Consider the following 20,848-nt stretch of genomic DNA (forward strand, 5'->3'; position numbering starts at 1 on the left):
GATCACCCCGTGACTGCACAGAAGCTCGACGGCAACGCCACCGCGGCCGCCATCAAGGACGAGCTGCGCGTCCGCATCGACAAGCTGCGCGAGCAGGGGATCACCCCCGGCCTCGGGACCGTGCTGGTCGGTGACGACCCGGGCTCGCGCTGGTACGTCAACGGCAAGCACAAGGACTGCGCCGAGGTCGGGATCTCCTCGATCCGGGTGGACCTGCCCGAGGTGGCCACGCAGGACGAGATCGAGGAGGCCGTGGCCGGCCTCAACGCCGATCCCGCGTGCACCGGCTACATCGTCCAGCTGCCGCTGCCGCGGGGGCGCGACGAGAACCGGGTGCTCGGGCTGATCGACCCGGCCAAGGACGCCGACGGGCTGCACCCGACCAACCTCGGGTGGCTGGTGCTCGGCAACGAGGCGCCGCTGCCGTGCACGCCGTACGGGATCGTCGAGCTGCTGCGTCGCCACGAGGTGCCGATCGCGGGCGCCGAGGTCGTGGTCGTGGGCCGGGGCATCACCGTGGGGCGTCCGCTCGGGCTGCTGCTCACGCGCCGCTCCGAGAACGCCACCGTGACGCTGTGCCACACCGGTACCGTCGACCTGGCCGCCCACGTGCGCAAGGCCGACATCGTGGTCGCCGCGGCGGGCGTGCCGGGGATCATCACCGGTGCCATGGTCAAGCCGGGTGCGGCCGTCCTCGACGTCGGCGTGAGCCGGGTCGACGGCAAGATCGCCGGCGACGTGGCCGACGACGTCTGGGACGTCGCGGGGTGGGTCTCGCCCAACCCGGGTGGCGTCGGACCGATGACGCGCGCGATGCTGCTGGCCAACGTGGTCGCGATGGCCGAGAAGCAGGCCGCGCGCGAGGGCGGGAAGGCAGCGCACTGAACGACGAGTCCCCGGAGACGGCGCCGACCCCGGAGGTCGCGCCGGTCCGTCGCTACCCCTCGACGCTGGGCGGGGCGTGCTACATCGCCGTGCTGCTGGCCGTCGGCGCCGGCCTGGTCGTGGCCGGGGTGGGGGAGTGGCGGGTCGGGCTGCGGATCGTCGCGGGCGGCCTCGGTGCGGCGGCGCTGCTGCGGCTGGTGCTGCCCGAGCGCGACGCCGGGATGCTCGCCGTACGGCACCGGTTCCTGGACGTCGGCATCCTCGTCGGCGTCGGGATCGCCCTGGTGCTGCTCACCGGCAGCATCCCCGAGCAGCCCGTCTAGCAGGTCCGTCCCGGACGGGCCCGGACGCGACGAAGCCCCGGTCGATCAGGCGGATCGGCCGGGGCTTCGTACGTCAGTGCGCGGTCGCGCTCGGGCTCAGATGAGGCCGAGCTCGGTGACCGCCTGCTTCTCGTCGGCCAGCTCGGCGACGGAGGCATCGATCTTGCCGCGGGAGAAGTCGTCGATCTCCAGGCCCTGGACGATGCTCCAGTCGCCGTTGGCGGTGGTGACCGGGAACGAGGAGACCAGGCCCTCGGGGACGCCGTAGGAGCCGTCGGAGACGACCGCCATCGAGACCCAGTCGCCGGCCGGGGTGCCGTGGAGCCAGTCGCGGGCGGCGTCGCAGGTCGCGGACGCGGCCGAGGCGGCCGAGGAGGCGCCCCGCGCGTCGATGATCGCGGCGCCGCGCTTGGCGACGGTCGGGATGAAGGTGTCGGCGATCCACGCCTGGTCGTTGACGACCTCGGCGGCGTTCTTGCCGGCGATCTCGGCGTGGAAGATGTCGGGGTACTGGGTGGCCGAGTGGTTGCCCCAGATCGTCATCTGCTTGATGTCGGTGACGGCGGCGCCGGTCTTGGCGGCCAGCTGGGAGATCGCCCGGTTGTGGTCGAGGCGGGTCAGCGCCGAGAACCGCTCCTGGGGGATGTCGGGGGCGTTGGTCGCGGCGATGAGCGCGTTGGTGTTGGCCGGGTTGCCGGTCACGCCCACGCGGACGTCGTCGGCGGCGACCTTGTTGAGGGCCTTGCCCTGGGCGGTGAAGATCGCGCCGTTGGCGGAGAGGAGGTCGCCGCGCTCCATGCCGGGACCGCGCGGGCGCGCGCCGACGAGCAGGGCGAGGTTGACGCCGTCGAAGATCTTCTCGGGGTCCGAGCCGATCTCGACACCGGCGAGGTTCGGGAACGCGCAGTCGTCGAGCTCCATCACGACGCCCTCGAGGGCCTTGAGCGCGGGCTCGATCTCGAGCAGCCGCAGCTCGACGGGACGGTCGCCGGCGATCGCGCCGGAGGCGATGCGGAAGAGCAGGCTGTAGCCGATCTGGCCGGCCGCGCCGGTCACGGCCACCTTGAGCGGGGTGGTGCTCACTGGGTCTCCTCAAGAGGTTGCGATGGGACTGCCAGCGACGCTAGCAGCGCCCGGCCCGGCGCGGGGAGCCGGGCACGGGTGCGAGACGATGGGCGTCATGCGGATCCTTCTCGCCGCCGCGACCGCGGGTGCGGTGCTCGCGCTGGCCGGCTGCGGCTCGGCCGCGGCACCCAGCCCGCCCACCGGGGTCGACGGTCTGGTCGTCCCGACCCCGTCGCCCGAGGCCCGCGATTTCGTGCGGATCGTCGACAACCCGTGGTTCCCGCTGCGGCCCGGCGCCCGCTGGCGCTACGACGACCGCTCGGCCGCCGAGGCCGCCCCCGGTCCCGAGATCGAGGGCATCACGACGACCACCCTGGTCCGTACCGCCCCCGACGGCACCACCACCCGCGACCACTTCGCCCAGGACCGGGCCGGCAACGTGTGGTGGTTCGGCCGCGACGGCGCGTGGCAGGCCGGTACCGCCGGCGCGGAGGCCGGGCTGATGATGCCGGCGCGGCCCCGGGTCGGCGACGGCTACCGGTCCGCGCCCGGTGAGGTGAGCACCGTCGAGGACCGCGACGAGGAGGTCACCGTCCCCCTCACGACGTACGACGACACGGTGGTGCTGGAGGTCGACGGCACCGCCGGCACGAGCCGGAGCGAGGTCTACGCCCGCGGCGTCGGGCTGGTCCAGGAGAACGCAACGGGGCTCGTCGCGTACGACGAGCCCCGTTGACCAGGCCGGCAGCGCGGCGGGAGGCGCCCCTCGGCAGCTTGCTGCCGCCTCAGGCGCCGGAGCCGCGCTCGGCCAGTGTTACTGCGGCGGGCGGACCTGGGTCTGCTCACCCGGCGGCGGCGCCCAACCGGACTGCGGGTCCGGGGTGGCCGGCGCGGCCGGAGCAGCGGGCTGCTGCTGGGCCGGGATCCACTGCTGGGCGGCGGGGTCCCACTGCCAGCCGTCCTGGATGATCGGCTGCTGCTGGGCCGCCTGCGGCTGACCGGCGTGCTGCCCGGCCTGGCCGAACTGACCCGGCTGCGCGGCGTGGCCGGAGCCGCCCGGCTGCTGGTTCCACTGCTGCTCGAAGGCGTTGGGCGCACCGAAGCCGGGCACCGCGACCGCGCCGCCGGCTCCGCCACCGAAGCCCGAGCCGGGCACCGGGTCCGCGCCGCGGCCGAAGAGGATCGGGTAGAGGACGCCGGCCAGCGCGCCGCCGATGAGCGGGGCGACGATGAACAGCCACAGGTCGGCGATCGCGTCGCCGCCGGAGAAGAAGGCCACGCCGATGGAGCGGGCCGGGTTGACCGACGTGCCGGTCAGCGGGATGGCGACGAAGTGGATCGCGGCGAGCGCCAGGCCGATGGCCAGGGGCGCGAAGGCGACGGTGTCGTTGCGCTCGTCGGTGACCGAGAGGATCACGGTCAAGAAGATGAACGTCAGCACGATCTCGACGATCAGGGCGCCGCCGAGGGCGAAGCCGAAGTCGCCGAAGCCGTTGCTGCCGAGCGGGTCGCCGAACTCCCAGCCGCTGTCGCCGGCCAGGAGGGTGACGGCGAGGACGAGGCCGCCGATGAGGCCGCCGACGATCTGGGCCGCGGAGTACAGGCCCGTCTCGCGCCACGAGATGCGCCCGGCGATGGCAGCGCCCACCGAGACGGCGGGGTTGAAGTGGCCGCCCGAGATACGCCCGAAGGAGTAGGCCATGATCACGATCGCGATGCCGAAGGCGAGTCCGGTCGCGGCGATGTCGGCGCCCGTGGTGACGGCGGCGCCGCAACCCACGAAGACGAGGACGAACGTGCCGACCAGCTCGGCGAGGAGCTTCTGGGTCAGCGTGGGCGGGGTGGTGGTCGCGGCGTCGGCCGCTGCTTCTTGCGTCATGTGGATGTCTCCTCGGTTCGGCTCCCGAAATACCAGCCGGGTTGGTGCGTCCCACCCTAGTCATTGACCGCCCCGGGGCGTGGAGGCGAGGCTGGCCGGGGCCCACGGGTTCCCCGGTTCGGGTTCCGTCAGATATCTTGATGTCAAGCAATCTCACCCACGCTCAGGAGTGACGCCCGGACATGTCGAGCATCATCTACACCCACACTGACGAGGCGCCGCTGCTGGCGACGTACTCCTTCCTGCCGATCGTCGAGGCCTACGCGGCCAAGGCCGGCGTCGCCTTCGAGACGCGGGACATCTCGGTCGCGGCGCGCATCCTCGCGCAGTTCGGCCTGGCCGACGACGCGCTGAGCGAGCTCGGCGAGCTGGCCAAGACGCCGGCGGCCAACATCATCAAGCTCCCCAACATCTCCGCCTCCATCCCGCAGCTCAAGGCCGCGATCAAGGAGCTGCAGGAGCAGGGCTTCGCCGTCCCGGACTACCCCGAGGCGCCGGCGACCGAGGAGGACAAGGAGATCCGGGCCAAGTACGACAAGGTCAAGGGCTCCGCGGTCAACCCGGTCCTGCGCGAGGGCAACTCCGATCGCCGCGCGCCCGCGTCGGTCAAGAACTACGCCAAGACCCACCCCCACACGAACAAGCCGTTCGCCGAGGGCTCCCGGACCAACGTCGCCACCATGGGTGAGCACGACTTCGCGAGCAACGAGAAGTCGGTGACCATCGCGGCCGACGACACGCTCTCGATCGTGCTCGAGACCGAGGCCGGCGAGAGCATCGTCCTCAAGGACGGCCTCCAGGTCCTCGCCGGCGAGATCGTCGACGCCACCAAGATGGAGGCGTCCTACCTCCAGGCGTTCCTGGCCAACGCGCTCGCCGAGGCCAAGGCCCAGGACGTGCTCTTCTCGGTGCACCTCAAGGCGACGATGATGAAGGTCTCCGACCCGATCATCTTCGGCCACGTGGTCAAGGCCTACTTCGCCGACGTCTTCGCCCAGTACGGCGACCAGCTCGCCGCCGCCGGTCTCTCGGCCAACGACGGCCTCGGCGCCATCCTGGCCGGCCTCGGCAGCCTGGAGAACGGTGCCGAGATCAACGCTGCCTTCGAGGCCGCGCTCGCCGCCGGCCCGCGCCTGTCCTACGTCAACTCCGACAAGGGCATCACCAACCTGCACGTCCCCTCCGACGTCATCGTCGACGCGTCGATGCCGGCGCTGGTCCGCAACGGCGGCCGCCTCTGGGGCGTCGACGGCGGCGAGGACGACACCCTCGCGGTCATCCCGGACTCGTCGTACGCCGGCGTCTACCAGGCCGTCCTGGACGACGTGAAGAAGAACGGCCCGCTCAACCCGGCCACCATCGGCACCGTCCCGAACGTCGGCCTGATGGCGCAGGCGGCCGAGGAGTACGGCTCGCACGACAAGACCTTCGAGATCGCCCAGTCCGGCACCGTCCGGGTCCTGGCCGCCAACGGCGACGTGCTCATCGAGCACGACGTCGAGGCCGGCGACATCTGGCGCGCCTGCCAGACCAAGGACATCCCGGTCCAGGACTGGGTCAAGCTGGCCGTCACCCGGGCCCGCGCCTCGCAGACCCCGGCGATCTTCTGGCTCAACGAGTCGCGTGCCCACGACGCCGAGCTCATCAAGAAGGTCAACGCCTACCTGCCCCAGCACGACACCGAGGGCCTGACCATCGAGATCCTCGCGCCGACGCTCGCGACGGCGTACTCGCTGGAGCGGATGCGCAAGGGCGAGGACACCATCTCGGTGACCGGCAACGTGCTGCGCGACTACAACACCGACCTGTTCCCGATCCTCGAGCTCGGTACGTCGGCCAAGATGCTCTCCGTCGTCCCGCTGATCGCCGGTGGCGGTCTGTTCGAGACCGGCGCGGGCGGCTCGGCGCCCAAGCACGTGCAGCAGCTGGTCGAGGAGAACTACCTGCGCTGGGACAGCCTGGGTGAGTTCTTCGCGCTCGTCCCCTCGCTGGAGAAGTACGCCGAGCAGGCCGGCGCCCCGGCCGCGCAGGTGCTGGCCGACGCGCTCGACCGCGCCACCGGCACCTTCCTCAACGAGGACCGCTCGCCGGGCCGCAAGCTCGGTACGACCGACAACCGCGGCTCGCACTTCTACCTCGCGCTCTACTGGGCCGAGGAGGTCGCGGCCCAGACCGAGGACGCCGAGCTCGCCGCGGCCTTCAAGCCGCTCGCCGAGACCCTGCGGGCCAACGAGGACACGATCGCCGCCGAGCTGATCGCCGTCCAGGGCAACCCCGCCGACATCGGCGGCTACTACCGCCCCGACGCCGACAAGACGTCGGCCGTGATGCGTCCGAGCGCGACGCTCAACGAGGCGCTGGCGGCGTTCTGAGCGAGCTCTCGCTCCCGGCCGCGGTCCGCACCTCGTTGCGGGCCGCGGCCGATCCGCGCCTGGCCCCGGGCCAGCAGGCGTACATGAAGTCCGCGCTGCCCTTCTACGGCGTCCGCAACCCCGAGGTGCGCCGGCTCACCCGGGCACTCGTGCGCGAGCGGGCGATCCGTGAGCCGGCCGTGCTGGTCGCCGCGGCCCGCGAGCTCTGGGACGAGGCGACCCACCGCGAGGAGCGCTACGCCGCCGAGACCCTGCTCGCGCTCCGCCCGCTCAAGGGCGACCTCTCGCTCGTGCCCTTCCACGAGCACATCGCCCGCACCGGCGCCTGGTGGGACCACGTCGACGCGGCCGCGGGCCGGGTCGCCGACCTGCACGACGCCCATCCCGCCGAGACGGCGCAGACCGTCCTGCGCTGGTCGACCGACGACTTCCTGTGGGTGCGCCGGCTGGCCATCCTGAGCCAGCTCGGCCGCAAGGACCGGGTCGACCGCGACCTGCTCACGACCCTGATCGAGCCCAACCTGGGCGACCAGGACTTCTTCATCCGCAAGGCGATCGGCTGGTCGCTGCGCGAGGTCGCGCGGGTGCACCCCGACTGGGTGCGCGCCTACGTCGACGCCCACGACCTGAGCCCGCTCAGCCGGCGCGAGGCGCTCAAGCACCTCTGAGGCGGACGTTCGTGCCCGCGACGGCCCGCCGACCGGAAGATATTCAGAGGCGAAGTGTCGGTGCCGGAACCTAGGCTGGGGCACGATGACCAGCACGCTGACCCGCACCGTGACTCCCGACCGGCCCTCCGTCAGCGGCGACCCGGCGCGACGCGTCGACTGGCGCCGCCTGCGGACCCCGGCCGCGGGCTTCGCGGTGTCCGCGGTCGCGGTCGCCGCGCTGGGCCAGGCGCTGGGCACGGTGGTGGCCGGCCGGCTGGCCGACCACCCGACCGCGGCGCTCGTGGGCTGGCTGACGTTCTTCGTGGTGGGTGCGGCCGCGGTCGACACCGCGGGCCGGGTCGTGTGGGCCGGTGTCGTCGACCGGGCCGAGGGCCGGCTGCGCGGTGACCTGCTCAGTGCAGCGCTCCAGCAGCCGCTGCCGCACCTGACCGAGCAGGCCGTCGGCGAGGTCCTCGACCGCGTCGACGACGACACCCACGAGGTCGGCACCCTGCTGCGCCAGCAGATCTGGATGGCGATGCGCACTGCCTTCGCCGCGGTGCCGATGTGGCTCGTCGCCGGCTTCACCTGGTGGCCGGCGTTCGTGCTGTTCCCGCTCACCGGCGCCCTCGCGGTGTGGGTGATGCGGCCCTACCTGTCCGAGATCGCGCGCCGCAAGGTGATCGAGGAGGCGGCCTGGACCGATCACGCCGCCGCGCTCGAAGAGGGCGTCGCGGGCCGCGACGACCTGCGCACGAGCCTGGGCCAGGCGTTCGCCGTACGGCGGCTCGCGCGGCTCTCGGCCGACGTCCACGAGAAGTTCCGCCGGGTCCTCGTCGTCGAGGCGCGCCTCGCCGTGCGGGTGGGTCTGATGCTGCACGGCCTGCTCGTCGCGATCGCGATCGCCGGCGTGCTGCTGGTCAGCGGCGACCACCTGGGCGTGGCCCGGCTGGTGACGCTCTTCCTGGTGACCACGATCTTCGTGGGCCAGATCAACAACCTCGCCCACCAGCTCCCCGACATCCAGGCGGGCCTGGGCGCGGTGCTGCGGCTGCGCCAGCTGCTCGCCGTCGAGGCCGAGCCGGTCGGCGGCGAGCCGGTCCCCGGCGGGGCGCTCGACCTGCGCATCCGGCACCTCGACTTCTCCTACGTCGAGGGCTCGTTCGCGCTGCGCGATGTCGACCTCTACGTCGAGGCCGGGCACACCCTCGCCCTGGTCGGCCGCACCGGCTCGGGCAAGTCGACCCTCGCCTCGCTGCTCTCGCGCGCGGCCGAGCCGCCGCCGGGCACGATCTTCCTCGGCGGGGCCGACATCACCGCCCTCGACCTGCACGAGCTGCGCCGCCGGGTCGGCGTGGTCACCCAGCGCACCGAGATCCTGGCCGGCACGCTCGCCGACAACATCGCGCTGTTCGCGCCGGTGCCCCGCGCGGAAGTCGAGGCCGCCGTCGACGAGCTCGGCCTCACCGACTGGGTCGCGGGCCTGCCCGACGGCCTCGACACGCTGCTCGGCCCCGGCGGCACCATGCTGTCGGCCGGCGAGGAGCAGCTCGTCGCGTTCGCCCGGCTGCTCGTGCGCCACGTCCAGGTCGTCGTCCTCGACGAGGCCACGGCGCGGATGGACCCGGTCACCGAGGCCCGTGTGGTCGCGGCCGCCGACCGGCTGATCAGCGGGCGTACGGGCATCCTGGTCGCCCACCGGCTCAGCACGATCGAGCGCGCCGAGTCGGTCGCCGTCCTCGACCACGGACAGGTCATCCAGCACGGCCCGCGCGACGAGCTCGCCCTGGTCGACGGGCCCTTCCGCCGGCTGCTCGAGGCCAGCGACACCGAGGGCTTCGCCGACCCCGAGCCCGATGCCGAGGCGGAGCCCGACGCGTCCGGGGTCGGCGGGCGCCGCCGTACCGGTACGCCGCCGGAGCGCCCCGAGGTCGGCGCGGGCTCGTCGCTGGCCAAGGGCACCTGGAAGGCCTTCTGGGTCCGCCCGTGGTGGGGCGCCTGGTCGGTCGTGCTCTTCCTCGGCGGCTCGATCTTCGCCCCGCTCGGCGCGATCACCGGCTTCCTCTGGGGCCAGGTGGTCCAACGGCTCGAGGCGGGGGAGTCGGTCACCACGCTGACGGTGCTCCTCGCGGTCAGCCTGCTCGTCGCGCCGATCCTGCTCGCCGACGCCTTCCGCCGCTACCCGCGGTGGTGGATCGAGGTGATGCTGCGGGTGCGGATGAGCGTGCTGCTCGGCCAGGTCCGCCCACACCGGCTGCCGCGCACGCCTCCCGGTGAGGTGGTCGCGCGGTCGATGGACGCCGACCGCTACGCGCGCTACGCCGACCGCTGGGTCGACTTCACCAACGGCCTGCTCATCGCCGGCATCACCATGCTCGCCGGCGGCACCTGGCTGGCCGGCGCGGTCCTCCTCGTCGTCATGCTCACCAGCGCGCTCGCCTCGTCGATCGGCCGCCCGATCGCGGGCCGCTCGGCCGCGCAGTCGTCGGCCGCGCGGGCCCGGTTCGGCCGGGCCGTGGTCTCGGCCGTCGAGTCGGCGCGCACGGTCAAGCTGGCCGGGCGTACGCCGCACGTCCACGCCCACCTGCGCAAGGTCGACGACGGCCGGGTCGAGGCGGCCGTGTTCGAGCACCGCGTCCAGGCGGTCCTCGACGGCGTACCGATCGTCATGGTCCAGGTCGGCGTCGTCGCCTCCTGGGCGCTCTACCTCTGGGACGTCTGGGGCCTGGCGACCGCGCTGCTCGTCTCCACCGCGGTCAACGGGTTCGACTGGTTCGGCCGGGTGGCCGGTGCCGTGGTCACCGAGGCGCCGGGCACGCGCGCCTGGCAGCAGGTCACCTCGGAGTTCGCCGGCGGCACCGACCTGATGGACGTCCCCGCCGACGTCGACCTGGTCGCCGGTACGGCGCCCGACCCGGTCGCGCCCGGACGGGTCCGCCTCGACCGGCTCGAGCTCCACGACTACGTCGCCGTCCACGACGACGGCACGGTCGGCGCCGACCGGGTCACGCTCAGCGTGGCCCGCGGCGAGCTCGTGCTGCTCGTGGGCCAGGTCGGCTCGGGCAAGTCGAGCCTGCTGTCCTCGCTGGCCGGCCTGATCGACCACCGCGGCTCGCTGCGCTGGAACGGCGAGGAGGTCGCGGACCCCGAGACCTTCCTGCGCCCCAGCCAGGTCGCCCACGTCGCCCAGGTGCCGCGGGTGCTGTCGGGCACGTTCGCCGACAACATCCTGCTCGGTCACGACCGGCCCATCGACCAGCCGCTGGCCACCGCCCGGCTCACCGCCGACGTCGCCGACGCCGGCGGACCCGACGCGGTCATCGGGCACCGCGGCGTCCGCCTCTCCGGCGGCCAGGTGCAGCGCCTGGCGCTGGCCCGGGCGCTCGCCGCCGACGCCGAGCTGCTGCTCGCCGACGACGTGTCGAGCGCACTCGACGCCGCGACCGAGATCGAGCTGTGGGCGGCGCTGCGCGAGCGGCACACCACGGTGATCGGGGCGACCTCCAAGCGGGCGGCGCTGGCCCAGGCCGACCGGGTCGTCGTCCTGGTCGACGGAAGGGTCGCCGCGGAGGGCCCCTGGTCGGACCTCGTGACCGAGTGGGGACACTTGGCCGGGTGAGCGAGGAATACGCGGGCACCGGTGCGGGGTTGCAGCCTCACGTGACTTCAGCACCGACGACCTCGACCGAGGCCCGCACCGAGCCCGAGGTCGCCCACCACCGTCCCGGGCTGGCGATCCTGGCCCTGGCGGTCGGTGGATTCACCATCGGCACCACCGAGTTCATGACGATGGGCGTGCTGCCCGAGGTCGCCGACGGGGTCGACGTCTCGGTGCCGGCCGCGGGCCACATCATCTCGGCCTACGCCATCGGCGTGGTGGTCGGCGTCCCGATCCTGGCGTTCTTCGGTGCGGCGCTGCCGCGCCGGGCGATGCTCGTGGGCCTGATGGCGGCGTACGCCGCGTTCAACCTGCTCAGCGCCGCCGCGCCCACCTTCGAGGTGCTCACCGCGGCCCGCTTCCTCGACGGCCTGCCGCACGGCGCCTACTTCGGTGTCGCCAGCCTCGTCGCGGCCAGCCTGGTCACCCCCGAGCGCCGTGGCCGGGCGGTCGCGAGCGTGATGCTGGGGCTCTCGGTCGCCAATGTCGTCGGCGTCCCGCTGGCCACCTTCCTCGGCCAGCAGGTCGGCTGGCGCTCGACGTACCTGCTCGGCGGGCTGCTCGCCGTCGTCACCGCCCTGCTCGTCCTCGCCGCCGTGCCGTCCGTGCCGGGGGACTCCGAGGCGAGCGGCCGCAAGGAGGCCCGCGAGTTCTTCGGCAGCCTCCAGGTCTGGCTCACCATGGCCGTCGGCGCGGTCGGCTTCGGCGGGATGTTCGCCGTCTACTCCTACATCGCCAAGACCGTCACCGTCGTCGGCGGGCTCGACCGCGGCACGGTGCCCTTCTTCGTGCTCGCCCTCGGCCTCGGCATGGTCGCCGGCACCTGGCTGGCCGGCGAGCTCGCCGCCTGGTCGGTCTTCCGCAGCCTGCTGCTCTCCGGTGCGACCGGCATCGTGCTCATGCTCGTCTACTACGTCGCCGCGCCCCACGGCTGGCTGCTGCTGCCGGTCGCCTTCCTGGTGACCGCGACCGGCTCGGTGCTCGTGGTCAACCTCCAGCTGCGCCTGATGGACGTCGCCGGTGGCGCGGTCACCCTCGGCGCCGCGATGAACCACGCCGCCCTCAACATCGCCAACGCCCTCGGCGCCTGGCTCGGCGGCCTGGTCATCGCCGCCGGTCACGGCTACCGGGCCCCGGCGCTCGTCGGCGCCGTCCTCGCCGCCGTCGGTACGGCGATCCTGCTGGTCTCGGCGCTCACCCACCGCCGAGCAGCGGCTGCGGAGCCGGCGCCGGCCCCCTGAGTGCCTCCTCCTGGCCGCCAGTGATCCGCAGCACGGCGCGGCACCACAGCGCGCCGCCGACGAGGGCCGCGACGGCGGCCACCCCCTCGACCGTGACCACGAGGTCGATCAGGTCCGGCGACTCCTGCCAGTCCTCGCCGCCGGAGATCGGCATCGGGAGGACGAGGAACACCAGCCAGGCGGCCCACCACCAGCCGAGCCCGGCCTCGCGCCCGGGCGGGACGCTCGCGCGCTGCACATCCTTGACCAGCTGGTAGGGCACGAACAGGTTCGCGAACGGCACCCACCAGCCGAACCAGATCCACGCCCGCTGCCGGCGCTGCCGGACCCCTGGGCTGATCGCCTGGGCGTTGTCGCGGGCCCGCTGGAGCCAGAGGCAGCCGACCACCCACGCCGCCACGAGCAGCGGCCCCATCACCCACGCCGTCCGGTCGTAGGTCGTGGTGAGCATGGCCGGGTCCGCGCCGATCTCGACGGCAGCCTCCTGCAGCCGCCGCGCCTCGACGGCGCCCAGCGCCCGGATCACCTGGGTCAGGGCGACGACGCCCGTGAGCGCGACCGTCGCCGCGGCGAGGCCGGTCGGCGCGATCCGCGCCGGGGAGTGGGGCGGGAGCATGGCCGGAGTGTAGGTGCGGCGGTCGGAGGGCGGGGGCTTTACGCGGAGAACGCCCGGCCTGAGACAATCCCTCCCATGTCCGCCACCACCGAGCACCCGCCCGTGCCGGAGACCGCGCAGCCGGCCGCGCCCGAGGGAGCCGCGCGCCCGCGCGTCCTCTCCGGCATCCAGCCGACCGCCGACTCCTTCCACCTCGGCAACTACATGGGCGCGGTCCGGCAGTGGGTGGACCTGCAGCGTGACCACCAGCCGTTCTTCTTCATCGCCGACCAGCACGCGATCACCGTCGACTGGGACCCCAAGCTGCTGCGCGAGCGGACGCTGCGGGGTGCGGCCCAGCTGCTCGCGGCGGGCGTCGACCCGGAGCGCTCGGCGATCTTCGTCCAGAGCCACGTGCCCGCCCACGCCCAGCTCGGCTGGGTGCTCAACGGGCTGACCGGGTTCGGCGAGGCGCGCCGGATGACCCAGTTCAAGGACAAGTCGGCCAAGGGCGGCGAGGGCGCGGCGAGCGTCGGGCTGTTCGCCTACCCGATCCTGATGGCGGCCGACATCCTGCTCTACCGGCCCCACTACGTCCCGGTCGGCGAGGACCAGCGCCAGCACCTCGAGCTGACCCGCGACCTGGCCCAGCGGTTCAACAGCCGGTTCAAGAAGACCTTCCGGCTGCCCGAGCCCTACATCCTCAAGTCGACGGCCAAGATCTACGACCTGCAGGAGCCGACCAAGAAGATGTCCAAGTCGGGCTCCGCGCCCAACGGCATCATCGAGATGCTCGACGACCCCAAGGCCACGGCCAAGAAGATCCGCTCGGCGGTCACCGACTCCGACACCGAGATCCGCTTCGACCTCGCCGAGAAGCCCGGTGTCAGCAACCTGCTGACCATCTACTCCGCGCTCACCGGCGAGGCCGTGCCCGCTCTCGAGGAGCAGTACGCCGGCAAGATGTACGGCGACCTCAAGAAGGACCTCGCCGAGGTGGTCGTCGGCTTCGTGACGCCCTTCCGGGAGCGCACCCTGGAGCTCCTCGACAACCAGGACTACCTGATGCAGGTGCTCGCCCAGGGCGCCGAGACCGCCGGTGCGGTCGCCGAGGCGACGCTGAAGGACGTCTACCAGCGGGTCGGGTTCGTGGCGCCCGTCGCGCGCCGCACGGAGGGCTCCTGATGCCGGTGATCGGCGTCGCCATCGCGATACCGGAGCCGTGGGCCTCCGAGCTCTACGACTACCGGCTGCGCATCGGCGACCCGACCGCCGAGGGCGTCCCGAGCCACGTCACGCTGATCCCGCCCACCGAGGTGGCCGGCGGGCTCGACGAGATCGAGGCGCACCTGGAGACCGCCGCGGCCCAGGTCGCGCCCTTCCGTGTGCATCTGCGCGGGACGGGTACCTTCCGGCCCGTGTCGCCCGTCGTCTTCGTGAGCCTCGCCGAGGGGATCTCCCAGTGCGAGCAGCTCGCCGACGCCGTACGGCAGGGGCCGCTCGCCGTCGAGCTGCACTTCCCGTACCACCCGCACGTCACCATCGCCCACCACCTCGACGACCCGACCCTCGACCGGGCGTTCGCCGACCTCGCCGAGTTCGAGTGCTCGTTCGAGGTCACCGACTTCCACCTCTACGTCCATGACGAGCAGGAGGGTTGGCGGGCCACCCGCACCTTCGCGCTGTCATGAGCCTGGTCGAGCGAGTGAAGGCGAAGGTCGCGGACGCCCGCGACCGGTGGCCGCTCGTCGACCACGCGGTCCGGATGCAGGAGCACTACAGCGCCGTCCAGGGCAGCCAGCAGGCCGGCGGGGTGACCTACTTCGGGTTCCTGTCGGTCTTCCCGATCCTGGCGCTGGCCTTCTTCGCCGTCGGCTACATCGCCGACGTCTTCCCCGATGCGAACGAGTCGCTGGAGAAGGCGATCAACGAGGTCCTCCCGGGTCTGGTCGGCGGCGGCGACGGCCAGGTCAACATCGCCGACGTCCAGAACGCGGCCGGCACGGTCGGGCTGATCGGTCTCCTCGGCGTCCTGTACGCCGGCCTCGGCTGGCTCTCCTCGCTGCAGTCGGCGCTCGTGGTGATCTTCGAGCTGCCCGCGCGGCTGCGCCCCAACTTCGTGATCGGCAAGGTCCGCGACCTGGTCAGCCTGGCCGTGCTGGGGGTGGTGCTGCTCTCCAGCGTCGGCCTCTCGGCGGTCCTGACCCGGACCTCGCGGGCCGTGCTCGACGTCCTCCACGTCGGCGCCGAGCTGGGCTGGCTGGTGACCCTGGTCGCGCTGGCCCTCGGCCTGGCCGCCTCGGCCCTGCTGTTCTTCCTGATGTTCCGGCTGCTGGCCCGCCCGCCGCTGCCCTCGCGCGCGCTGTGGTCGGGGGCCTGGCTCGGCGCGATCGGGTTCGAGGTGCTCAAGCAGCTCTCCGGGCTGCTGTTGACCGGCACCCGCGGGCAGCCGGCCTTCCAGGCGTTCGGGATCGCGCTGATCCTGCTGGTCTGGATCAACTACTTCTCCCGGGTCGTCCTCTACGCCGCTGCGTGGGCCCAGACCAGCCCGCTGGCCGAGCGCCCGCCGGCGCCGGCGCCCGCCGCCGCGGCCATCGCCGCGGCCTCGACACCCCGGCCGGGCGGCGTGGGCGAGCCGGCACCCCCGGCGCCGCCCCTGCCCCGGCTGGCGTCGTTCCTCGCCGGAGGCGCGCTTGGGGTCCTGCTCACACTCCTGGGCCGCCGCCGGCGGCCGTGAGAGCGGCGCGTGGAGCGGTCTGGGACACTGGCCCGGTGAAGTTCGAGCGCAAGCACGCCCTCCTGCTCCTGGCCGTGGCCGCCTGGAACGTCTTCTCCTTCGGCAACTTCGCCAAGAACCTCTACCAGGCCTACGACGCCGGTGAGGACCGGGCGACCGGCTACTGGGTCGCCCACACCGTCCTCATCGTCGTGAACTTCGTGATCGCCGGCCTCCTCGGCTCGCTGGGCTGGAAGGCGCTGCGCGCGTCCAAGGACGCCTGAGCCCGATGACCTCCGGACCTGCCGCACGGGCACGGGCGCGCGCCCGGCGCTTCCGGCAGGTCCGCGGCGCCGTCGCGGGCTGCGTGGCGGCCTTCGGCGCCCTCGTCGCGCACGTGGCGGCGGGCGGCTCGGTCGAGCTGGTTCCCGGGCTGGTGGTGACCGCCGTGGCGCTGCCGATGGCGGTGGTGCTGACCCCCGGTGACGCGGTCGGGCTGCCCCGGATCGGGGCGACCGCGCTCGTCGCCCAGGCGCTCGGTCACCTGTGCCTGATGATGGCGCCCGCCGGCGAGCACGCCCACGGCCACCACGCCGGGACGTCGCTGGCCGGGCCCGCGGCGCCGTCCCCGGCGATGTTCGCCCTGCACGCCCTGGTCGCGATCGCGACCGTCGCCGTCGCCGCCGGGATCGACCGGGCCGCGCTCGACGTCGTCCGGGCCGCGGCCGGCTGGCTGCTGCCGCTGCTGCTCGCGGTCGTGGCCCCCGTCGTCGGCTACCGGGCCCGCGTCCTGGTCCGGGTACGCCGGCTGCGCGGCCGGCTCGCCGTCCGGACCGGCCGGCCCCGGGCCCCGCCGCGGTGGGGCTCGACCCTCGCCCTTCCCGGCGTCGCACGCTGACCCTTCGGTGGCGCGCGCGCCTCTTCCCGCGCGCTGACGCGCGCCCACCGAACGGAACCGAACTCATGAAGAAGCACCTCTGCGCGGCGGTCCTGACCGCCGCCCTCGTCCCCGCGCTCGCCGCCTGCGGCAGCGGGACCGAGGACGCCCGCGACCAGGCGCCCTCGGGCAGCCCGACCAGCGGCAGCCCCACCACGGCCGAGGCCGCGCTCACCGTGACCGACCCGTGGGTCAAGGCCGCCCCCAGCGGCATGACCGCGGCCTTCGGGACCCTCGTCAACGAGGGCACCAGCGACCTCACGGTCGCCTCGGCGAGCACCGACGTCAACGAGATGACCGAGCTGCACGAGACCGTCGAGAACGAGGACGGCTCGATGGCGATGCGGCCCAAGGAGGGCGGCTTCGTCATCCCGGCCGGCGGCTCGCTCACGCTCCAGCCCGGCGGCGACCACCTCATGCTCATGGGGCTCACCAAGCCCCTGGAGGCGGGCAGCACGGTGACGATCACGCTCACCCTCGGCGACGGGACGAGCACCGAGGTCGAGGCCACCGTCAAGGCCTTCGACGGCGCCGACGAGAAGTACCAGAGCGGCGGCGAGAGCTGATGGCCGGCGGTCCCCGGTGGGACCGCCGGCGCGTCCTCCGCACCGGCGCCGCCGCGTTCGGCGGTGCCGGTGCCGGGTGGAGCGCGTCCGCCCTCGTGGCGAACGGCTCCGCCGCAGCGGCGCCCCCGGACGGTCCGACCCGCGTGGTCGGCCCGTCCGCGGGCGCGGAGACCGTGCCGGTCGTCGGCACCCACCAGCCCGGGGTCGACACGGCGCCCCAGGCCCACCTCGCCCTGGTCGGCTGGAACCTGCGCCCGGGCGCGGGCGCGGTCGGGCTGACCCGGATGATGCGCCTGCTCAGCGACGACGCCGCCCGGCTCGCGACCGGGACGGCGGCGCTGGCCGACACCGAGCCCGAGCTCGCCGCGCACCCGGCCCGGCTGACGGTCACCTTCGGCTTCGGGCCGCGGGTGCTGCGCGAGCTCGTGCCGGCGGCCCGGCGGCCCCGCCTCGACGAGCTGCCGGCGTTCGACCGGGACCGGCTCGACCCGCGCTGGGGCCAGAGCGATGTCGTCGCCCAGATCTGCTGCGACGACCCGACCACGCTCGCCCACGCCCGGCGGATGCTCGTCAAGGACGCCCGCACCTTCGCCGAGGTGCACTGGATCCAGAGCGGCTTCCGCACCGCGCGCGGCACCGTCCCCGACGGCACCACGATGCGCAACCTGATGGGTCAGGTCGACGGGACGGTCAACCTCGCGCCGGCCGAGCCGGACTTCGACGGGCTCGTGTGGGCCGCGGGCGACCCGGCGTTCGCGGGCGGCACCTTCCTCGTCGTACGCCGGATCCGGATGCAGCTCGACAAGTGGGACCGGGTCGACCGGGTCGGCCGTGAGGTCGTGGTCGGCCGCCGGCTCGACACCGGTGCGCCGCTAACCGGGAAGCAGGAGTTCGACGAGCCGGACTTCGCCGCCACCGACCGGTTCGGCTTCCCGGTGATCGACCCGGCCAGCCACATCGCCCGGGCGCGCAGCGACGACCGGCGCGAGCGCTTCCTGCGCCGCGCCTACAGCTATGCCGAGCCCGACCCGGCCCGCAGCACCGGGGAGGACAGCGGACTGGTGTTCCTGGCGTTCGCCGCGGACCCGGCCCGGCAGTTCGTGCCCATCCAGCGCCGCCTCGACGAGCTCGACCGGCTCAACGAGTGGGTGGTCGCGATCGGGTCCGCCGTCTATGCGATCCCGCCTGCCGCACCGCAAGGTGGGTACGTGGGCCAGCAGCTGCTCGAAGGCACCAGCACCACCGGCACCACCGGCACCACCAGCGACACCCCGGGGGAGAAGTCACCATCATGAGGAAGCACGCGCGGCTCGCCGCGCTCGCCACGGCGCTCGTCGCCGTCCTGGCGGCGGGCTGGAACCTGCCCGCCTCGGCGCACGCGTCGCTGGTCTCCAGCGACCCGGCGGCCGGGCAGCGGTTCGACGCCCTGCCCGCGCAGGTCCGGCTCGAGTTCAGCGAGCCGATCAGCGCGCCGGCGTACGTCGTGGTCACCGCGCCGGACGGCTCCCGGGCCGACCAGGGCGAGGTCCGCATCGACGACGCCGTGGTGAGCGTGGCGCTGGGCGGGTCCGCCCCCGAGGGCACCTACAGCGCCGCCTTCCGGGTCGTCTCCGAGGACGGGCACCCGGTCACCGGCCGGATCGTGTTCGTGGTCGGCGACGGGCCGCTCGACGAGAAGGGCCCCTCGGCCTCGGCCCCGGCCGATGCCGCGACGCCGGACCCCGCCGGGTCCAGCCGGACGCCCGACGCCCGCGACGACGGTGCCGACGGCGACGGCGGCCTCTCGCTGGGCCAGGTCCAGGTGGGCGTCGCGGTCGCCCTGTTCGCGGTGGCCGGTGGGCTGCTCCTGTGGAGCCGGCGGCGGTCCCGGTGAGCGCCCCCGCCGTCCGGGAGCGCCGCAGCCTCGCGGCCCCGCTGGGGGCCGCGGTGGTGCTGGCCGCCGCGGTCGCCTTCGTCATCCTCGTGGCGGGCGGGGGAGCGCCCCAGGAGCCGATCCCCGGCCTGCCCGACCCCGGCCGGCTGACCGGCTGGGGGCTCCCGGCCCTGCGCCTGGTCTCCGACGGTCTCGCGATCGCCGTCGTCGCCGGCCTCCTCGTCGCGCCGCTCACCATGCGCCGCCCCGAGAACGAGCTCGGCGGGACCGCCCTGCGCGCCCTGCTGCCCGTGCGCTGGCTGGCGGCCGGGTGGTGCCTGGTCGCGCTGGTCCAGGTCGTGCTGACCTACTCCGACCAGTTCGCCGTACCGGTGGGGGACATCCGCTGGCGCGAGCTGCGCGGCTTCGCCACCGGCGTCGACCAGCCCCGCGCGCTGCTCGCCCAGGCCGCGCTCCTGGCCGTGGTCGCCATCGCGGCCCGCTGGGTGCTGACCGCCCGCGGTGTGCTCGTCCTGCTCGGCCTGGCGCTCGTCGCCGTCGTCCCGCCGATCCTCACCGGGCACGCCTCCTCGGCGGGCAACCACGACACCGCCATCGTGGCGATGGTCGTGCACGTGGTCACCGCGGTGGTCTGGATCGCCGGCGTGCTCGCCCTGTGGTGGCACCTCGCGCTCGCGACCAAGGTGCGCGACCGGGCGCTGCACCGGTTCTCCGCGCTCGCCGGCTGGTGCCTGGGGCTGACCACCGTCTCGGGCGTGGTGAGCGCCTGGGTGCGGCTCGAACGCCCCGCCGACCTCCTCTCGGCGTACGGCGCCGGGGTGCTGGTCAAGACCGCCGTGATCGTCGTCGTCGGCCTGATCGGCCTGACCCTGCGCCGCCGCGTGATCGCCGGCGAGGCGCCCGACTGGGTGGTGCTGCTGCGCCTGACCGGCCTCGAGCTGCTCGTGATGGCCGTGGCCGTCGGCGCCGGCGTCGGCCTCTCCCGGACCCCGCCGCCGGCGCCCGAGAACCTCTACACCTCGCTCGCCGAGGGCCTCCTCGGCGGCCCGCTCCCGCCCGCGCCGACGTTCGGGCGGCTGCTGTGGTCGTTCACCCCCTCGGGCCTGGGCTTCCTCGTCGTCGGCCTCGGCGCGGCGGCGTACCTCGCCGGGATCGTCGCCCTGCGCCGCCGCGGCGACCACTGGTCGCTGGGCCGCACGATCACCTGGTTCGCCGGGCTCGCCGTCGTCGGCTACGCCACCTTCGGCGGCCTCGGGACCTACTCCGGCGTCATGTTCAGCGCTCACATGGCCGCGCACATGGCGCTGTCGATGGTCGCGCCGATCCTGCTCGTCTCGGGCCGCCCGCTCCAGCTCGCGCTGCGCGCGCTGCCCGGCAGCGACGTCCCCGGCGGCACCGGGCCGCGCCAGCTGCTCGCCGCCGCCCTCGACTCGCGGCTCGCGCACCTCGTGCTGCACCCGGTCACCGCGGCGCTGCTCCTCGTCGGCAGCCTGTACGTCGTCTACTTCAGCAGCCTCTTCGACGTCCTCATGCGCAACCACCTCGGTCACCTCGCCATGGAGCTGCACTTCCTGGCGGCGGGGCTCGTCTTCTTCGAGGTGCTCATCGGCGACCGGCCCGGCGGCGGCACGTCGTACGTCGGGCGGCTGATGCTGCTGCTCGTCACGATGCCCTTCCACGCGTTCTTCTCGATCAGCGTGATGGGCTCCGAGCGGATCATCGGCGCCGAGTACTTCCGGCTGATCGACGCCCCCTACGTGCCGAGCCTGCTCGACGACCAGCACCTCGCGGGCGCCATGAACTGGGCCCTCGGCGAGATCCCGATGGTCATGGTCATCGTCGTGCTCGTCATCCAGTGGTGGCGCGACGACGAGCGTGAGGCCAAGCGGCGCGACCGCGCGGCCGACCGCGACGGCGACGCCGAGCTGGCGGCGTACAACGAGATGCTGAAGCGGGCCTCGAAGGGCTAGGTCGTGTCTCTCGAGTCCCCGCCTGCTGCGCGACGTTTGCGACTCGATCTGGCGGCGTTGTCCCAGACTCGACCCACTATCGGCCCCGCCGTCGGCCCGCCTTCGCTGCTCCGCCTTG

Annotated in this window: 19 protein-coding genes; 16 read left to right on the forward strand and 3 right to left on the reverse strand. The window is 73.7% G+C overall.

Annotation, left to right across the window (positions count from 1 at the left end):
• Nucleotides 1-9 precede the first annotated feature (9 nt).
• Complete coding sequence (locus M0M48_RS01345; RefSeq protein ID WP_215816590.1) at nucleotides 10-885, forward strand: bifunctional methylenetetrahydrofolate dehydrogenase/methenyltetrahydrofolate cyclohydrolase; 876 nt, start codon at nucleotides 10-12, stop codon at nucleotides 883-885.
• A gap of 89 nt (nucleotides 886-974) precedes the next feature.
• Nucleotides 975-1,208, forward strand: coding sequence for a DUF3017 domain-containing protein (locus M0M48_RS01350; RefSeq protein ID WP_257754090.1), 234 nt, complete (start codon nucleotides 975-977; stop codon nucleotides 1,206-1,208).
• Between the two features lie 96 nt (nucleotides 1,209-1,304).
• On the opposite strand, the gene M0M48_RS01355 is transcribed toward M0M48_RS01350, so the two are convergent.
• The gene (locus tag M0M48_RS01355; protein ID WP_257754091.1) at nucleotides 1,305-2,291 is read right to left on the reverse strand and encodes a malate dehydrogenase; all 987 of its coding nucleotides are present in this window, start codon (nucleotides 2,289-2,291) and stop codon (nucleotides 1,305-1,307) included.
• Nucleotides 2,292-2,388: 97 nt separating this feature from the next.
• On the opposite strand from M0M48_RS01355, the gene M0M48_RS01360 reads away from it, so the two are divergent.
• Nucleotides 2,389-3,009: a hypothetical protein gene (locus M0M48_RS01360; protein ID WP_257754092.1), complete on the forward strand. Its 621-nt coding sequence runs from the start codon at nucleotides 2,389-2,391 to the stop codon at nucleotides 3,007-3,009.
• Nucleotides 3,010-3,087: 78 nt separating this feature from the next.
• On the opposite strand, the gene M0M48_RS01365 is transcribed toward M0M48_RS01360, so the two are convergent.
• Complete coding sequence (locus M0M48_RS01365; protein ID WP_257754093.1) at nucleotides 3,088-4,152, reverse strand: aquaporin; 1,065 nt, start codon at nucleotides 4,150-4,152, stop codon at nucleotides 3,088-3,090.
• Between the two features lie 182 nt (nucleotides 4,153-4,334).
• On the opposite strand from M0M48_RS01365, the gene M0M48_RS01370 reads away from it, so the two are divergent.
• From M0M48_RS01370 to M0M48_RS01385, 4 genes are all read left to right on the forward strand, one after another.
• Nucleotides 4,335-6,524 carry an NADP-dependent isocitrate dehydrogenase gene (locus tag M0M48_RS01370; RefSeq protein ID WP_257754094.1) on the forward strand — a complete coding sequence of 730 codons (2,190 nt, stop codon included), beginning with the start codon at nucleotides 4,335-4,337 and terminating at the stop codon, nucleotides 6,522-6,524.
• A 35-nt stretch (nucleotides 6,525-6,559) separates the two neighbouring features.
• Nucleotides 6,560-7,192 (forward strand): DNA alkylation repair protein, encoded by a 633-nt coding sequence (locus M0M48_RS01375; protein WP_256448630.1) that lies wholly within the window; start codon nucleotides 6,560-6,562, stop codon nucleotides 7,190-7,192.
• A gap of 85 nt (nucleotides 7,193-7,277) precedes the next feature.
• On the forward strand, nucleotides 7,278-10,793 hold the full coding sequence (locus M0M48_RS01380) for an ATP-binding cassette domain-containing protein (RefSeq protein ID WP_257754095.1): 3,516 nt from the start codon (nucleotides 7,278-7,280) through the stop codon (nucleotides 10,791-10,793).
• Entirely contained in the window at nucleotides 10,790-12,073 is a 1,284-nt protein-coding gene (locus tag M0M48_RS01385) for an MFS transporter (protein ID WP_257754096.1), read from the forward strand. The genes M0M48_RS01380 and M0M48_RS01385 overlap by 4 nt, the downstream gene beginning before the upstream one ends.
• Here M0M48_RS01385 and M0M48_RS01390 read toward each other — a convergent pair.
• Nucleotides 12,027-12,689 carry a DUF4328 domain-containing protein gene (locus M0M48_RS01390; protein ID WP_257754097.1) on the reverse strand — a complete coding sequence of 221 codons (663 nt, stop codon included), beginning with the start codon at nucleotides 12,687-12,689 and terminating at the stop codon, nucleotides 12,027-12,029. The two genes, M0M48_RS01385 and M0M48_RS01390, sit on opposite strands and share 47 nt — an antisense overlap.
• Before the next feature lie 75 nt (nucleotides 12,690-12,764).
• Here M0M48_RS01390 and trpS point away from each other — a divergent pair, with 75 nt between their 5' ends.
• From trpS to M0M48_RS01435, 9 genes are all read left to right on the forward strand, one after another.
• Nucleotides 12,765-13,853 carry a tryptophan--tRNA ligase gene (gene trpS, locus M0M48_RS01395; RefSeq protein ID WP_257754098.1) on the forward strand — a complete coding sequence of 363 codons (1,089 nt, stop codon included), beginning with the start codon at nucleotides 12,765-12,767 and terminating at the stop codon, nucleotides 13,851-13,853.
• Nucleotides 13,853-14,359 (forward strand): 2'-5' RNA ligase family protein, encoded by a 507-nt coding sequence (locus M0M48_RS01400; protein WP_215816582.1) that lies wholly within the window; start codon nucleotides 13,853-13,855, stop codon nucleotides 14,357-14,359. Before trpS ends, M0M48_RS01400 begins: the two co-directional genes overlap by 1 nt.
• Nucleotides 14,356-15,405 carry a YihY/virulence factor BrkB family protein gene (locus M0M48_RS01405; RefSeq protein ID WP_257754099.1) on the forward strand — a complete coding sequence of 350 codons (1,050 nt, stop codon included), beginning with the start codon at nucleotides 14,356-14,358 and terminating at the stop codon, nucleotides 15,403-15,405. The genes M0M48_RS01400 and M0M48_RS01405 overlap by 4 nt, the downstream gene beginning before the upstream one ends.
• A gap of 35 nt (nucleotides 15,406-15,440) precedes the next feature.
• Nucleotides 15,441-15,668, forward strand: a complete 228-nt coding sequence (locus tag M0M48_RS01410; protein WP_215816581.1) for an SCO4848 family membrane protein — start codon at nucleotides 15,441-15,443, stop codon at nucleotides 15,666-15,668.
• A gap of 5 nt (nucleotides 15,669-15,673) precedes the next feature.
• Nucleotides 15,674-16,282, forward strand: coding sequence for a hypothetical protein (locus tag M0M48_RS01415; protein ID WP_215816580.1), 609 nt, complete (start codon nucleotides 15,674-15,676; stop codon nucleotides 16,280-16,282).
• 65 nt (nucleotides 16,283-16,347) lie between these two features.
• A complete protein-coding gene (locus M0M48_RS01420; RefSeq protein WP_257754100.1) occupies nucleotides 16,348-16,887 on the forward strand; it encodes a copper chaperone PCu(A)C in 540 nt (179 codons plus the stop codon).
• Complete coding sequence (locus M0M48_RS01425) at nucleotides 16,887-18,182, forward strand: Dyp-type peroxidase (RefSeq protein WP_257754101.1); 1,296 nt, start codon at nucleotides 16,887-16,889, stop codon at nucleotides 18,180-18,182. The genes M0M48_RS01420 and M0M48_RS01425 overlap by 1 nt, the downstream gene beginning before the upstream one ends.
• A complete protein-coding gene (locus M0M48_RS30835; RefSeq protein WP_215816577.1) occupies nucleotides 18,179-18,760 on the forward strand; it encodes a copper resistance CopC family protein in 582 nt (193 codons plus the stop codon). Before M0M48_RS01425 ends, M0M48_RS30835 begins: the two co-directional genes overlap by 4 nt.
• Nucleotides 18,757-20,730: a bifunctional copper resistance protein CopD/cytochrome c oxidase assembly protein gene (locus M0M48_RS01435; protein WP_308220359.1), complete on the forward strand. Its 1,974-nt coding sequence runs from the start codon at nucleotides 18,757-18,759 to the stop codon at nucleotides 20,728-20,730. Before M0M48_RS30835 ends, M0M48_RS01435 begins: the two co-directional genes overlap by 4 nt.
• The last annotated feature ends 118 nt before the right edge of the window (nucleotides 20,731-20,848 follow it).

Origin of the sequence: Pimelobacter simplex, from assembly GCF_024662235.1 — a bacterium.
Lineage (GTDB): Bacteria > Actinomycetota > Actinomycetes > Propionibacteriales > Nocardioidaceae > Nocardioides.